This is a genomic window from Gaoshiqia sp. US2 (genome assembly GCF_059705485.1).
Map to the genome: position 1 here is coordinate 3,606,308 of NZ_AP048550.1, position 15,665 is coordinate 3,621,972.

At 45.0% G+C, this 15,665-nt stretch carries 14 protein-coding genes; 10 read left to right on the top strand and 4 right to left on the bottom strand.

Annotated elements, in window-relative coordinates:
* Window position 1: 1 nt before the first annotated feature.
* Both AC6H3C_RS14535 and AC6H3C_RS14540 read right to left on the bottom strand, forming a co-directional pair.
* The gene (locus AC6H3C_RS14535) at window positions 2–709 is read right to left on the bottom strand and encodes a FadR/GntR family transcriptional regulator (protein WP_497516125.1); all 708 of its coding nucleotides are present in this window, start codon (window positions 707–709) and stop codon (window positions 2–4) included.
* A 116-nt stretch (window positions 710–825) separates the two neighbouring features.
* Entirely contained in the window at window positions 826–1,851 is a 1,026-nt protein-coding gene (locus AC6H3C_RS14540; RefSeq protein ID WP_497516126.1) for a LacI family DNA-binding transcriptional regulator, read from the bottom strand.
* A 300-nt stretch (window positions 1,852–2,151) separates the two neighbouring features.
* Here AC6H3C_RS14540 and AC6H3C_RS14545 point away from each other — a divergent pair, with 300 nt between their 5' ends.
* The 5 genes from AC6H3C_RS14545 to AC6H3C_RS14565 all read left to right on the top strand — a co-directional run bounded on the left by AC6H3C_RS14545 (window position 2,152) and on the right by AC6H3C_RS14565 (window position 7,813).
* The gene (locus AC6H3C_RS14545; RefSeq protein WP_497516127.1) at window positions 2,152–3,495 is read left to right on the top strand and encodes a Gfo/Idh/MocA family protein; all 1,344 of its coding nucleotides are present in this window, start codon (window positions 2,152–2,154) and stop codon (window positions 3,493–3,495) included.
* 33 nt (window positions 3,496–3,528) lie between these two features.
* Window positions 3,529–4,512 carry a Gfo/Idh/MocA family protein gene (locus AC6H3C_RS14550; RefSeq protein WP_497516128.1) on the top strand — a complete coding sequence of 328 codons (984 nt, stop codon included), beginning with the start codon at window positions 3,529–3,531 and terminating at the stop codon, window positions 4,510–4,512.
* A gap of 76 nt (window positions 4,513–4,588) precedes the next feature.
* Window positions 4,589–5,770: an N-acetylglucosamine-6-phosphate deacetylase gene (locus tag AC6H3C_RS14555; RefSeq protein WP_497516129.1), complete on the top strand. Its 1,182-nt coding sequence runs from the start codon at window positions 4,589–4,591 to the stop codon at window positions 5,768–5,770.
* Between the two features lie 21 nt (window positions 5,771–5,791).
* On the top strand, window positions 5,792–7,030 hold the full coding sequence (locus tag AC6H3C_RS14560; RefSeq protein WP_497516130.1) for an Nramp family divalent metal transporter: 1,239 nt from the start codon (window positions 5,792–5,794) through the stop codon (window positions 7,028–7,030).
* Between the two features lie 15 nt (window positions 7,031–7,045).
* Window positions 7,046–7,813, top strand: a complete 768-nt coding sequence (locus AC6H3C_RS14565; protein ID WP_497516131.1) for a glucosamine-6-phosphate deaminase — start codon at window positions 7,046–7,048, stop codon at window positions 7,811–7,813.
* A gap of 66 nt (window positions 7,814–7,879) precedes the next feature.
* Here the strand turns inward: AC6H3C_RS14565 and AC6H3C_RS14570 are convergent, their stop codons facing one another.
* Window positions 7,880–8,539, bottom strand: a complete 660-nt coding sequence (locus AC6H3C_RS14570; protein ID WP_497516132.1) for an HAD family hydrolase — start codon at window positions 8,537–8,539, stop codon at window positions 7,880–7,882.
* A 509-nt stretch (window positions 8,540–9,048) separates the two neighbouring features.
* On the opposite strand from AC6H3C_RS14570, the gene ppdK reads away from it, so the two are divergent.
* The 3 genes from ppdK to AC6H3C_RS14585 are packed head-to-tail and all read left to right on the top strand — an operon-like array spanning window position 9,049 to window position 13,777.
* Window positions 9,049–11,763, top strand: a complete 2,715-nt coding sequence (ppdK, locus tag AC6H3C_RS14575) for a pyruvate, phosphate dikinase (protein WP_497516133.1) — start codon at window positions 9,049–9,051, stop codon at window positions 11,761–11,763.
* 17 nt (window positions 11,764–11,780) lie between these two features.
* Window positions 11,781–13,196 (top strand): nicotinate phosphoribosyltransferase, encoded by a 1,416-nt coding sequence (locus tag AC6H3C_RS14580; protein WP_497516134.1) that lies wholly within the window; start codon window positions 11,781–11,783, stop codon window positions 13,194–13,196.
* A gap of 41 nt (window positions 13,197–13,237) precedes the next feature.
* Window positions 13,238–13,777 carry a nicotinamidase gene (locus AC6H3C_RS14585; protein ID WP_497516135.1) on the top strand — a complete coding sequence of 180 codons (540 nt, stop codon included), beginning with the start codon at window positions 13,238–13,240 and terminating at the stop codon, window positions 13,775–13,777.
* A 72-nt stretch (window positions 13,778–13,849) separates the two neighbouring features.
* Here AC6H3C_RS14585 and AC6H3C_RS14590 read toward each other — a convergent pair whose 3' ends face one another.
* Complete coding sequence (locus tag AC6H3C_RS14590; RefSeq protein ID WP_497516136.1) at window positions 13,850–14,398, bottom strand: DUF6515 family protein; 549 nt, start codon at window positions 14,396–14,398, stop codon at window positions 13,850–13,852.
* A 201-nt stretch (window positions 14,399–14,599) separates the two neighbouring features.
* Here AC6H3C_RS14590 and ruvX point away from each other — a divergent pair, with 201 nt between their 5' ends.
* Window positions 14,600–15,019, top strand: coding sequence for a Holliday junction resolvase RuvX (ruvX, locus tag AC6H3C_RS14595; protein WP_497516137.1), 420 nt, complete (start codon window positions 14,600–14,602; stop codon window positions 15,017–15,019).
* The gene (gene def / locus AC6H3C_RS14600) at window positions 15,019–15,579 is read left to right on the top strand and encodes a peptide deformylase (RefSeq protein ID WP_497516138.1); all 561 of its coding nucleotides are present in this window, start codon (window positions 15,019–15,021) and stop codon (window positions 15,577–15,579) included. The genes ruvX and def overlap by 1 nt, the downstream gene beginning before the upstream one ends.
* The last annotated feature ends 86 nt before the right edge of the window (window positions 15,580–15,665 follow it).

Sequence of the window (15,665 nt, forward strand, 5' to 3'; positions counted from 1 at the left end):
GCTAAATTCCCTTGTAAATAAATTCCATGTATGGTTGAAGATGGGTTTTGATGGCCTGGCGGTATCCTTCCATGTCCCGGTTTTTTATACATTGGAAGAGGTGCTGGTGAGTTACAATTTTTCCTTCCTGCAGTAAACGTTCGTTGACCGGGGCAAAATAGCTTTCATAATTCATTTTTGCGAATTCAAAAACCGGATGAATAATCTGCTGAAACTGAATAATGAAATTGTTCCCTGAAATTTCATAGATCTTTTTATGAAATTCGGTTTCCTGTTCCACTGTTAAGCTAAACTTCATCGCTTCCTGCGACCGGACAATGTTCTCCAATTCGTCAACCTTCCGGTCATCCAGGTTCTTGAACAAAAAATCGGTCAGCCCGATTTCCAGCGCAATCCGTAAGCCCATCATATCTACAATGGCCCTTTCTCCAAGCAGGTAAGGTTCAATTACTTTCTCGAAACCCGACATTAAAGATGGCTCCTGGATAACAATCCCTTTGCGGGTACGCGACTGCACGATGCCAAGCATCCGAAGCCGGCTAAGCGCTTCTCTTAACACATTCCTGCTAATTCCCAACTCTTTGGATAAATCCATCTCATTGGGAAGAGAGTCGCCCGGTATCAGTTTTTTTTCTTTGATATAGTCCAGAATGGACACTTCTACCTTATCAACCAGGGTAATTGTTCTATTGTCGATTTTAAAACTCATATTTATGAAATTAGTATAATCCTATTTGTCCTACAAATATGGCATATAAATAAAAATCCACCCAATCCGCCAATATGTTTTTTAGCAGAAATCTGACAGTTGGTGTGATAAACCGGCTATTTTAGAAGTGTTGATTTCCTTATAATCAGATCATTCCGTATAAAAACGGTTTCAGAAGCAATATTATCATCGTAATTTTCAATTTGCCGGATCAATAAACGGGCAGCAGCCTGCCCCATTTCAAAAGCATGGTCATCGATGGTTGTCAAAGCAGGCTCAATGATCACAGAGGCCGGGGTATTGCTAAAACCGGCAACAGCCAAATCTTCCGGAATTCTCAGATTTTCTTTTTTTGCCAGCTGAATAGCGCCGACTGCCGTTTCATCGTTGGCGCAAAACAATCCGTCCGGGCGTTTATCCAATTGAAGCAGCTGACCGGCAAACGTCCATCCCTCTTCCCTCGCCAGGTCGCTGGCATAACAAATCAGTTCATTATCCAGCTCTATCTGGTTCTTTTTTAACGCTGCTTTGTAGCCCTCCAGCCTGTTCCTGAATATCGACGAATTCTGGTTGCCGGCAATATGGGCAATCCGCTTACAGCCCATCGAAATCAGGTGCTCACAAACTTTAAATGCCGCCTCAAAATCATCAATCAGTATCCTGCTCGATTCAATCTCGTAACAAACCCTGTCGAAAAAAACGAGCGGCGTATTGTTTTCTTTAAATTTTAAGAAATGATCATACCGATTTGTTTCAAGCGCCAAACAGGCAATAACACCATCGGCCCTATTGGACAATAGCACCTTCGTGTTTTCAACTTCGCGCAGATACGAGTTATTTGACTGGAATATCCCGACATAATAACCGGCCTTATTTGCCACTTCTTCCATTCCGCTAATGGCGTACGAGTGAAAATGACGATCGATACGCGGTACAATCACCCCAATGAAATTTGTCTTTTTCCTTCTCAGGTTTGCAGCGATCGAATTGGGGAAATAGCCTAACCGGACAGCCAGTTTTTGCACCTTTTTGCATGTTTCCTTTCCAATACTTGGGTGATTTTGCAAAGCCCTGGATACCGTAGAGGGTGAAACTTCCAACAGTTCGGCCAGTTTAGTTATTGTAACACGCTTATTTTCCATATCAAAACGAGGATAGACTTCTGAATTAAAACGTTTGCGTAAAACTAAAATAAAAATGCGAGGTAGTCAATGATCTTGTTCTATTTTTAAATTACCTCTTCCAAATCGACATACGATATATAGTCGTGAAAAAATAATCTTTCTCATCTGATTCCATCTCAAAATACATGTAAAAATTTTTACGCAAACGTTTGCGTATATTATTTCAGTTCGATACCTTTGAAGCAACTTAACCGTAAACGTATTTTTAGAATAACGAATTCGGACGACAAAAATAAATAGTTTGTAAACCACTATCCCATGACTAATTCAAGAAGAACGTTTATCAAAAAATCGGCGACCGGAGTTGCCGCAACTTATTTTGGAGGTATCTTACCAGGGTTCAGCTCCCAAAGTTACAAACGAATCATTGGATCAAACGGGCGGATCAGGGTATCTGCAATTGGAGTCAACTCGAGAGGCAATGCGTTGGCTGATAATTTCGCCAGTCAGCCTAATTCCGAAGTTGCCCATGTTTGCGATGTTGATCGCCACGCTATGGAAAAATGCATCAGTACGGTTGAAAAAAGGCAAGGCCGGAAAGCAGTCGGGTTTACGGATTTTCGAAAATCGATCGAATCAAAAGATATTGACGCCGTTGTAATCGCCATGCCCGACCACTGGCATGCCCCGGCCTCTCTCTTAGCCATGCAGGCCGGCAAACACGTGTATGTTGAAAAACCTTGCAGCCACAATCCCCGTGAAGGCGAGTTACTTCGTGAAGCGGCCTCCAAATACAACAAAGTTATCCAAATGGGTAACCAAAGACGTTCGTGGCCCAATGTAATCAAAGCGATTGAGGAACTTAAAGCCGGGGTAATCGGGAAAACCTATTTTGGGAAAAGCTGGTATACCAATAATCGTGGTCCCATCGGGATTGGCAAAGAAGTTCCGGCTCCTGAATGGCTGGACTGGGACCTTTGGCAAGGTCCTGCCCCCCGACAAGTCTATAAAGACAACATCGTGCATTACAACTGGCACTGGCGTTGGCATTGGGGAACCGGCGAAGCCTTAAATAACGGCACACACATGGTCGATTTGTTACGCTGGGGATTCGGCGTAGATTACCCCGTCAGGGTAAGTTCGAACGGCGGGCGCTACCGCTATCAGGATGATTGGGAAACGCCCGATACCCAAGTGATCAATTTTGATTTTGCGGAGGGTGTGACCATGACCTGGGAAGGCAGAAGTTGCAACGGAACACCGATTGAAGGTAGTTCGGCCGGGGCAATGTTTTACGGAGAAGAAGGAACGATGCTACTGCCCGGCGGCAATAACTACACCATTTTTGACTTGAAGGGCGCAATCGTGAAAGAAGTTAAGGACGATTTCAAAATCGACCCGAGAAACCTGGCAAATCCCGCGCAAAACCTCGATGCCCTGCATATTCAAAACTTTTTCAACGCAATTTTGAATGGAGAAAAATTAGCAGCAGATATTGATTCCGGGCACAAAAGCACCCTGTTGGTCCAATTGGGAAATATTGCCCAACGCGTTGGAAACTCGCTCGGGATTGACCCGAAAACAGGTCGCATCCTAAATAACAAACAAGCAGAACTTCTTTGGTCGAGAGATTACGAAAAGGGCTGGGAAATGAAACTCTGATTGATTTAGAACGAACTTGTAAAAACTAAAAAAATGGAAACACGGAGATCATTTATAAAGAAAGTAAGTCAGGGAACTGCCATGTCTGCGCTTGCATGTTCACCGGCAATTGGAGCGGCTTCGAACATAATATTCAAAAATGAATCCAACGAAAAGCCCCTCATCATCGGGATTATTGGTGCAGAGAACTCACATACCATCGGGCTAGGCAAGGTTTTCAATATTGAAAAAAAATTCCCGGGAGTCGAAGTCCGTTACGTTTGGGGCGAAACGGAAGACTTTGCCAAAACGGCTATGCAAAAAGGAAATATTCCAAACATGGTGAAAGATCCCAAAGAAATGCTGGGAAAAATCGACGCGTTGATTGTCGACCACCGTCACGCAAAATATCACCTGGATGCAGCCAGACCATTTGTGGAGGCCGGAATTCCCGCGTTTATCGACAAGCCATTTTGTTACCGGGTATCCGAAGGAAAAGAATTTCTGGCTATGGCCAGGGAAAAAGGCACACCTGTTACCTCATTTAGCTCTGTTACCCAAAGCGCCGCCACATTCGATATCCGAAAACAAGTGCAGGAATTAGAAGAATTTAACAACATCGTCAGTTACGGGCCTGCCGATTTCGACTCGCCATATGGCGGGATCTTTTTTTACGGGATCCACCTGATTGAGCCCCTGATGGTCATTTTCGGAGAAGATATTGAAAAGGTCAGGGTGACGCGAAATGGCAGTCACGGCAGTGCAAGCCTGTTGTTTACAAGCGGCTTGTTGGCAACCCTCATTTTCAAGCGTCTTTCCTATGGATGGAATACCTACGTTGAAACCAAAAACGAAATTAAAGAACTAAAATCGAGGGTACAGGAACCTGTTCCGGGCAAGAATTACTCGGACATGGTCGAAATGTTCCGCACCGGAAAAGAACCACGAAGTCACGAAAGCATCCTGAAAAGTGTGGCCGTTTTGGAAGCCCTCGAAAAATCGGGCAACAACGGAAAATGGATAGACGTAAAAATCTAAAAACGAACAAATTGCAATGATTAATCCGGTTAAACGTCAATTCAACTATTTCCTGCTCTGTTTAGCTATGATATGGATGAAAACATCATATGGACAGATAAAAATTGAAGGGCTGCATTACCTCGACCATACCCCGGTTTCAGTGGTAATAACGGACGGAAAAATTGCGGATATCAGGCGAATCGAAAAATTATCAGATGAAAACCAAACGCTTTATATCGCCCCCGGGCTGATCGATAACCAGGTGAATGGATACATGGGAGTCTCGTTTGTATTTGGAGGCAGCGAACTGACGCTTGATGGGGTAAAAAAGGCCACGGCAGGGCTCTGGGAAAAAGGGGTCACCACTTACCTGCCCACGCTCACCACCAACAGCCGGGAAACCTTATTAAAAAACCTCAGGGTACTGGCCAAAGCCAAAAACGATCCATCGTTGCGAGGATCATTACCCGGATTTCACCTGGAAGGACCGTATATTTCTCCTGAAGACGGTTTCCGGGGAGCTCACCCGAAACAACACGTGCGTAAGCCCGACTGGAACGAGTTTGAAGCCTTTTACAAAGCTTCAGACAACAGCATCCTTACGGTAACCATTGCCCCTGAGTTAGATGGGGCGCCGGAGTTTATCCGTCGGTGTTCGGCAATGGGAATTATTGTCGCGCTCGGCCATCACAATGCATCAAAAAACGTTGTTGACCAGGCTGTTTTAAATGGCGCCCGAATCAGCACACACCTTGGAAACGGATGCGCCAACCTGATTAACCGGCACGATAACCCCTTATGGCCTCAACTGGCCAACGACGGATTGTCTGTCAGCATCATTTGTGACGGATTTCATCTTCGGGATGAAGAAATCAAAACGTTTTATGCAGTAAAAGGGCCGGAAAAAACAATCCTCACCTCCGACATTACAGGTTTTGCCGGCTTGCCTGCCGGAAAATACGTCAACGAGGACGGTGAAACCATCGAGTTGATGGAAAATGGATTGTTGCGCTATCCGGCGCAAAATGTGTTGTATGGCTCAGCCACACCCATCACGGCGGGCGTAGTCCACATCATGAATATAACCGGTTGTACCCTGGCTGAAGCCATCCGCATGGGAAGCACCAACCCGGCGAAGCTGTACGGTTTAACCGATCGCGGCGAAATGGCTCCCGGCAAACGCGCCGACCTAATCCTTTTCACCATTGGCGAGCGGGAATTGAATATAAAAAAAACCTACGTGGAAGGAAAGCTGGTTTACGAAGCTGAAAATTAATCATCATACATTCAATAATTTATGCAAAAAGGTTTGGTAAAAAAAATACTCGTTGCGCTCAGTGCAGTCGGGCCCGGATTGTTTTTGATCGGGTACAACATCGGAACGGGAAGTGTAACAACAATGGCAAAAACAGGAGCTGAACACGGCATGGAACTCTTTTGGGCGCTTGTTTTGTCATGTATTTTCACATTCATCTTGATGGTGGCTTACGGAAAAGTAACATTGGTAACCGGTAAGACCGCGCTCTTCAACATCAAATCCGAATTTAAACAAGGCTGGATACTGGCGCTTTATATCCTGATTGCATTGATTCTCGGAGAACTGCTGGCCCTCGTTGGCGTCATGGGAATTGTAGCCGATCTGGTCCAGGAAGGTATCCGCCTTGGTTTTAACGGCGCTCATGTTGACACCGTGTGGATTATCCTTTTCCTCGTTGTTGCGCTTTATTTTCTGCTTTGGTTTGGTCGTTATCAGTCCTTCGAGAAAGTGCTGATCACCTTTGTGATCCTGATGGGTCTGTCCTTTCTGGTGGTTTTTGTTATGGTTAAGCCCAGTATGGCTGCTTTGGCAAAAGGCCTGGTTCCGGGCATTCCCGACACCCCCGGCTCTTTCGGGCTGATTGCCGCCATCGCCGGCACCACCTGCTCGGCTGCCGTGTTTATCATGCGAAGTACAGTCGTTGCCGAAAAGGGATGGAATGTTGCTCACCTGAAAAACGAAAAAAGGGATGCTTTTGTCTCGGCAGCCATGATGCTTTTTCTGAGCGGCGTTATTATGGCCGTTGCTGCCGGCACCTTAAATTTGATGGGATTGAAATTAGACAACACGGTTGAAATGATCTCCCTATTTGAACCAATAGGAGGAAAAGTGGCTGCTTTTATATTAATTTTTGGCATTGTAGGCGCGGGGCTTTCAACCATCTTCCCCATCGTTCTGATTGCCCCCTGGCTGGTGTCAGACTATACCGGAAAACCCCGGAACATCCACTCCCCGCTTTCGCGTGGCCTTATCTTTTTTGCGATGCTGTTTGCTTTTGGCACCGTATTCCTCGAACAACGCCCGCCTGCCCTGATGATCTTTTCGCAGGCATTTCAGGCTTGCATTCTTCCGGCAGTTGCCATCCCGATTTTCATTTTGATTAACCGGAAAAATGTAATGAACGGACATCAGGCAAATCTGAAAGAAAATATGGGGATTGTGGCTGTTATCCTGTTCTCTTTCCTGACCAGTTATTATGCTATTGTTGAACTATTTTAAGATAAAATAACGACCATGAAAAAACCAAAAAATGCATTTCAGAAAGATCTTCTGAAGATCCAGATCTACAACGACAAAATACAAATGGGCGAAGCCGCAGCCGACTATGTAGCCGAAAAACTTGATAAAGCCATTCAACAAAAGGGATATGCCAATTTAATCCTGGCGACAGGCGCTTCGCAGTTTACATTTCTTGAAGCATTGAAAAACAAACAAATCAATTGGGAAAAAATCACCGTTTTTCATCTGGATGAATACAAAAAACTATCCGTTCAACACCCGGCAAGCTTCCGAAAGTACCTGAAGGAGCGCATCCTCGACCAGGTAAAACCCGGCAAGGTTTATCTGATTAATGGCGATGCAGCTAATCTGGATGAAGAAATAGAAGCTTACGAAAAACTTTTAAAAGAACATCCGGTTGATGTAGCCTGCATTGGGATTGGCGAAAACGGACATATTGCCTTCAACGACCCGCCGGTAGCCGACTTTAACGACCCGCGCTGGGTGAAAGTAGTGGAACTGGATCACGAATGCCGGATGCAGCAACTGGGCGAAGGTTGGTTTGCTACACTGGATGATGTGCCCAAAGAAGCCGTTTCGCTCACAATCACGGCCATCATGAACTGTAAAACCATCAGTTGTGTCGTACCCGATGAAAGAAAAGCAGAAGCGGTCTACCATACGCTTAACGCCGAAATTACAACGGCCTGCCCGGCAACAATTTTAAGAAAACACCCCGATACAATCCTGTTTTTGGACAAGCCGGCGGCTTCGAAAATATAAGATGACAAATGTGAATTAATATGGTATTTGCAGCCAGAATCTGCGAATACCCGGCTTATTTTCAAATCAGCTTAAAACACGCTTGATTAACTCCGGAGTTATCTCAGGTATGGTAGAAATAATGACATCGGCCTTGCTTAAATCCTGGCTGCCCGAGTTGGGGTTCCTAAAACCAATGCATTTCATATTGGCATCTTTAGCCGCCGTTACCCCATTGTATGAATCTTCAATCACCACACACGATTCGGACGAAACGTCAAGCAATTCGGCAGCTTTCAGAAATATCTCGGGATCGGGTTTGCCAACTTTTACATCTTCGCCGCTTACCGTTGACTGAAAATAGTTCCGTATTCCAAAAGCAGTGAGAATATAGTCGATTTGCTCATGTGGAGACGAAGAAGCCACTGCCAGTAAAAACTTATTCCGGTGCAAATTGGCAATTAGTTCGGGTATATATGGAATGGGAAGTAAATGGTTATCCTTCGTCAAACATTCCATATAAAGCGATTTTTTCAACTGAATGATATGCGGAACATTAATTGGCAATTCATACATCTCCCCTATTTTCGACCACAATATTTCGTCGGTTGTCCCGATAAAAGAGTGGTGTTGCTCATCAGAAACATTAATGCCCAACAAGTTGAAAATTTCTTTCTCACATGCCATATGAATGGGTTCACTCTCAATAATCACCCCATCCATGTCGAAAATTACACACTGTTTCATCGTTCAAATTTATTCCTGTTCCAGAGAAATCTCTTCCAGGGTTTTGCCTTTGGTTTCTTTCACGTATCGATAAACAAAAGCAAAGGCAGAAATACCGAATATGCTTCTAATTGGCTTAACGAATGCTTGTTTATAAAAGAAAATAGGATGGGGCTACCATCCTATTTTCTAACTTAACCAAACCTATCTCTATGAAAAAATTATGCTTATTCTTCTACTAAAATCACATCTCAAAGATACCCCGCATTTTCGTTAAGAAGCTACAAGGTACGTTAATAAATGTTAAGAAAACATTTAGCTCGCAATACATTCATTACAAGAACAATAAGCCCAACTTCATCGACAACACGGGTGATATATATCAATCAGAAGCGGAACGAATTACACAATAGCTACATAACAGTTCGATGTATTGACTTTCAATTTCAATTTTAAAAAAAATACGCCTACATTAGCAACTGAAAACTTAGACTTAATTCAATATTTTAACTAATCCAAAAAAGCGTTTTATGGGAAAGTACGTTTATACATTCGGTAATGGAAAAGCTGACGGAAAGGCTGGTATGAAGAACCTCCTGGGAGGCAAAGGCGCTAACCTGGCAGAAATGAACCTGATTGGAGTTCCTGTACCCCCGGGTTTTACAATTACCACAGAAGTATGTACCATTTATAATCAGCAGGGGAAAGCTGCAGCTTTGGAAGCCATTAAACCCGAAGTTGAAAAAGCGGTTGCCCTTATCGAAGAACTTACCAACACAAAATTCGGTGACAAAGACAATCCCTGCCTGGTATCTGTACGGTCGGGAGCCCGCGTTTCGATGCCCGGGATGATGGATACCGTACTAAACCTGGGCTTGAATGATCTGGCTGTTCAGGGTATCGCGAAGAAATCAGGTAATGAACGTTTTGCCTGGGATTCGTACCGCCGCTTTGTACAAATGTACGGCGATGTGGTGCTTGGCATGAAACCGGAAAGCAAAGAAGACATTGATCCGTTTGAAGGGATTATGGAAACCCTGAAAGAAGAAAAACACATTGAACTGGATACCCAGTTTTCTACAGAAGACTTGAAATTACTGGTGATCCGTTTCAAAGAAGCCGTATTGAAAGTGACCGGAAAAAGTTTCCCCGACGACCCGTGGGAACAACTATGGGGCGCTGTATATGCTGTTTTTGACAGTTGGATGAATGAGCGCGCCATATACTACCGAAAAATGAGCGGATTCCCTGCCGAATGGGGCACCGCGGTAAACGTCCAAGCCATGGTATTTGGCAATATGGGCAATACCTCAGCTACCGGAGTTGCCTTTACACGTGATGCCGCTACCGGCGAAGACCTGTTTAACGGCGAATACCTGATTAATGCTCAAGGGGAAGATGTGGTTGCCGGGATCAGAACGCCTCAGCAAATTACCCTTGAAGGCAGCAAGCGTTGGGCCGAACTGGCCGGCGTTACCGAGGAAGAACGAAAAGCGAATTTCCCGTCGCTTGAAGAAACCATGCCGGCTCTGTATGCTGAATTGGTGGCTGTTCAGCAAAAACTGGAAAATCATTACAAAGATATGCAGGACCTGGAGTTTACCATACAGGAAGGAAAATTATGGTTACTGCAAACCCGTAACGGGAAACGAACCGGGGCAGCGATGGTGAAAATTGCTGTTGATATGTTTGAACAAGGCATCATTGACGAAAAAACAGCTTTGATGCGTATTGAACCAAACAAACTGGATGAACTGCTTCACCCGGTGTTCGATACCGATGCCATAAAAAGCGCCAAAATACTGGCCAAAGGTCTTCCGGCATCACCGGGGGCAGCAACCGGGCAAATCGTATTCTTTGCCGATGAAGCCTCAAAATACGATGTTTCAATTCTTGTTCGGATTGAAACATCACCCGAAGACCTGGAAGGAATGAATATCGCACGCGGTATTCTTACGGCACGCGGTGGTATGACTTCTCACGCTGCCGTTGTTGCACGCGGAATGGGAAAATGTTGCGTATCCGGCGCCGGCGCCATCAAGATTGATTATAAGGCCCGGACAATGACTATCGGCGGAAATAAATTCAAAGAAGGCGACTGGATCTCGTTAAACGGATCAACCGGTGAAGTTTACGAAGGAAAAGTTCAGACCAAAAATCCGGACATGGGCGGCGATTTTAGTAAGATCATGGACCTGGCCGATCAATTTACCCGCATGTCTGTCCGCACAAACGCCGATACGCCGCATGATGCACAGGTTGCCAGGAAGTTTGGCGCCCAGGGTATTGGGCTCTGCCGCACGGAGCATATGTTTTTTGAAGGAGAACGGATCAAAGCCATGCGTGAAATGATCCTTTCATCAACAAAAGAAGGCAGGGAAAAAGCGCTGGCAAAACTTCTGCCCTATCAGCGCGACGATTTCGAGGGCATCTTTGAAGCCATGGAAGGTTATGGTGTAACCGTCCGTTTGCTTGACCCGCCATTGCACGAATTTGTTCCTCACCAGCAGGCAACGCAAAAAGAGCTGGCCGACGAAATGGGAATATCCATCGATGCCGTCAAATCGAAAATTTCGGAACTCGAAGAATTCAATCCCATGCTCGGACACCGTGGTTGCCGTCTTGGAATTACTTATCCCGAAATTACAGCCATGCAGGCACGCGCCATCATCGAAGCCGCCTTAAACCTCAAGGCCAGAGGGGTTGATGCCCGGCCCGAAATCATGGTGCCACTGGTGGGCACGGTTGCCGAATTGAAAAACCAGGCCGATATTATCCGTGAAACAGCCGAAAAAGTTTTTCAGGAACGAGGCGGCCGGGTTGATTTCCTGTTGGGGACCATGATTGAAATTCCGCGCGCGGCGCTCACGGCCGATCACATTGCCACCGAAGCCGATTTTTTCTCTTTCGGGACAAACGACCTGACACAAATGACACTCGGCTACTCACGCGATGATGCCGGCAAGTTCTTGCCAGTCTACCTGGATAACGGAATCCTGAAAAACGATCCCTTCCAGATTCTCGATCAAAATGGTGTCGGACAATTGGTTAAAATGGGTGTTGAAAAAGGACGCTCGACCAAACCCGGGCTCAAAGTGGGTATTTGCGGCGAACACGGAGGAGAGCCAAGCTCTGTTGAATTTTGCGACAGCGTTGGCCTCGACTACGTTAGCTGTTCACCTTACCGTGTGCCTATTGCCCGCGTAGCTGCCGCCCAGGCAAACATCAAACACAACCTGAACTGATAAAATAACGAGATAATATGTATCTGATCGGGAAAAACAGCGGATTATATACAGATCATTACGAACTGACCATGGCACAGGGTTATTTTCTGAGTGGCCGCCATCAAAAAAAAGCCTGCTTCGACTATTTTTTCCGAAAGAACCCGTACCAGGGTGGATACGTTGTTTTCTCAGGCTTATCCACCCTCATGGATTTACTTGAAAATTTCAGGTACGAAGCTGAAGCCTGCGAATACCTCGAATCTATTGGATTTGACCAACGATTTATCAGCTACCTAAAAACTTTTTCATTTCAGGCATCGGTGTATTCGGTCAAAGAAGGAGAAATTATTTTTCCCAACGAACCGGCCTTACGGGTTGAAGGCAACATCCTGGAAACGCAGCTAGTGGAAACCTTACTATTGAATATTCTAAACTTTGAATCGCTGATCGCGACCAAAGCCAGCCGGATGAGGTTAGCCGCGGGCGATAAACTGTTGCTGGAATTCGGTTTACGCCGCGCCCAGGGCGCCGGAGGAATAAACGCATCGAAAGCAGCAGTCAGCGGAGGCTTCGATAAAACATCGAATGTGTACAGCGCTCACTTGTACGGACTGGAGAGCAGCGGAACCATGGCCCATTCGTGGATCCAAAGTTTTGATGATGAACTGACCGCCTTTAAAACCTATGCCAACTATTTTCCGGATGACTGTATCCTCCTGGCCGATACCTACGATACCTTAAAGAGCGGCATTCCGAATGCGATAAAAGTAGCTGAAGAACTCCGCCAAAAAGGTCATCAGCTGAAGGGGGTCCGCCTCGACAGCGGCGACTTAACCTACCTGAGCAAAAAAGTAAGAAAAATGCTGGATGAAGCAGGTTTGCCCGAGGTAAAAATAGTCGCCTCGAACCAACTCGATGAAACCATCATTCAAAGCCTGTTATCCCAGGGAGCGCCAATCGATATTTTTGGCATTGGAACATCGCTGGTCACCGGAAAAGACGATGCTGCACTCGATGGCGTTTACAAACTTTCGTGGTTCGACGGAAAGCCTACGATAAAAGTCTCAGACAATCCGGCGAAGATGACCTTGCCCGGAATTAAAAACATTCACCGGTTTATTGACGAGGACGGACTGTTTTGCGCCGATGGCATTGCATTCGCCGACGAACAACTGTACGAATGGATTCTTCATCCGTCTGAACCGGGGAAACAGAAAAACATCAGTCGTTGCACCAAAGAAGCCCTGATGCAAACGGTTATGAAAGACGGTAAATCTATTGTAAATCAGCAAAGACCCCGGGATATCGCCCGCTACACCCTATCGCGGCTAAAACAACTACCCGAAGAACATAAACGTTTTCTGAACCCGCACGTTTATAAAGTTGGACTTAGCAACGAATTATTGAAATTGCGAAACCAACTTGCCGGTCGCTATTTAAACAAAACCTGAATTTGTTTTGATACGAGAACAAACCTAAAAGCAAATACGTGATGAAAACACTGATTATCGTTGATCTTCAAAATGATTTTTTACCGGGAGGCGCGCTGCCCGCACCAAATGGAGACCGGATTATCCCGGTCGTCAACAAGCTGCTCGACCGTTTTGATTGGGTGATCGCCTCCAAGGACTGGCATCCGAAAGAAACCATTCATTTTAAAAAATGGCCGGTACACTGCGTTGCCGGTTCATGGGGCGCTGAGTTTCCGCAGGAACTAAACCGCCCTAAAATTGACCTGGTGATCCAAAAAGGCACACAGGATTCAGACGACGGTTATTCGGCCTTCGAGGCCACCAATGTCGGATTAGACCGGCTACTCAGAAACAAAAACACGAAGACACTGTATATATGCGGGTTAACCACCGAATATTGTGTGAAAAATACAGTTCTCGATGCCTTGCAGGCCGGTTACGAAACCTACGTCATTAAAGATGCTGTTGAAGGCGTGAACGCTCAGGCCGGAGATGAAGAAAGGGCCTGGGAAGAAATGCAGGATGCAGGCGCCAAAATCATCTTGCATACCGAGCTGTAAGCGGTTTTGCTTTTCAGAAAAAAAGCCGTCAAAAAAATGACGGCTTCCGACAAATGTTCAATATATAGTGAATTAGAAATGGGCCGAAATATGGATCCCGACACGCGGAGCTAAACGGTAACCATTCCCGTAGTGCTCAAAATACAAGTCTCCGTGCCGGTAATAAACCTGTTGCCCTACGCGTACCCGTTCACACCGGAAAGGTAAATCAACAAAAACAAGGTGGCGGGGAAAATCAACTCTCACATAACCAACCCCGTGATGATAATGATAATAATGTCCTCCGTGGTAGTAATAGGTTTCGTGGCTGTGCCTGATTTTCACAGGGGTTGCATCAAATCTGCGGTAAACATATCCGTATTTCGGATGGTTATAGGCAAATTTGTTGTGCTTGTCGTAATGATAGGCATGGTCCTTTTTATAATGTTTATGGGCATAATTCTTATTTCCCTTGTTGTGAGGCGCGTGATAATTTCCACGGTTGTCATTCCCGTTCTTTCCCTGTTTTCTTACTTCGTACTGGTTATATTCACGTCTTTGCGCTTCTGCATCGAAGCTAAACATTACTGCTGCAAATATGAATGCTGCTGTAATTAATCTGAAGTTCAATTTTGCTTTCATGGCTTCCAATTTTAAAATTCAACATCCTTTTTTTGTTGGTGCCTGTTTACCGGTATTCAGTTAACTCAGACAATCAAAGCGCGTGCCAAAAACACAACAGACTGATTTTCATATAGATGTTAGTAAATCCGGCAGAATAATTAAAACACAAATCTTTTTTTCTGAGAAAGAGATTATTACTTTTGCAGCAAATCTTAAAATGTGGGAAGAATTTTAGCTATTGATTACGGGAAAAAAAGAGTCGGGCTTGCCGTTACCGATCCGATGAAAATAATTGCGGGTAAGCTCACCACTATACCCAGCCACCAGATCTTTGACTTTTTGAAAGAATACTTCCTGAAAGAAGATGTTGAAAAAATAATCATCGGTTATCCGCTTCAAATGAACAATGAAGCCTCTGAGGCCGTTGTGTATATCAATCCGTTTTTAAGGCGTTTTCAAAAGCTGTACCCGGATATGCCCATCGAACAGGTTGACGAACGATTTTCATCGAAAATGGCCTTTCAAACCATGATTGATGCCGGCTTGAAAAAAAAGGACAGACAAAATAAAGGAATGATTGATGCAGTAAGCGCAACCATCTTGCTTCAATCGTACATGGAACAACAAAAATATAAATAATGATTTACCCGATTACTGTTTACGGAGAACCGCTGTTAAGAAAAGTTGCAGAACCCATTACCAGGGACTTTAAAGGTTTAAAAGAGCTGATTGACGACATGTTTGAAACCATGTACCATTCAGACGGAGTTGGCCTGGCTGCCCCGCAAATCGGAAAATCGCTGCGTATTTTTGTTATCGATGCCACGCCGGCAGCAGATGATGAACCGGAACTGGAAGGTTTTAAAAAAGCGTTTATCAATCCCGATATCCTGGAACTCCGGGGAGATGAATGGATGATGAATGAAGGCTGCCTGAGTTTACCGGAGATCAGGGAAGATATAGCCCGCCCGGAGTTTGTCCGGATTAAATACCTCGACGAAAATTTCGTTGAACACATCGAAGAATATGGCGGCTTTGCTGCACGGGTTATTCAACACGAATACGACCACCTGGACGGGAAATTGTTTATTGATTACTTAACCCCTCTGAAGAAGCGCATCCTAAAAAGTAGACTTACGGCTATTTCGAAAGGAAAAGTGAAACCATCGTACCGGATTGTGCTGCCCGGAAAAAAGTAGTCGTTCATGCTGATAAAAGATATGTTTCGTCAAAAATTTACATACGTTCATAAAATTTAGCTTAAACGAAGATATTCATCTTCGCG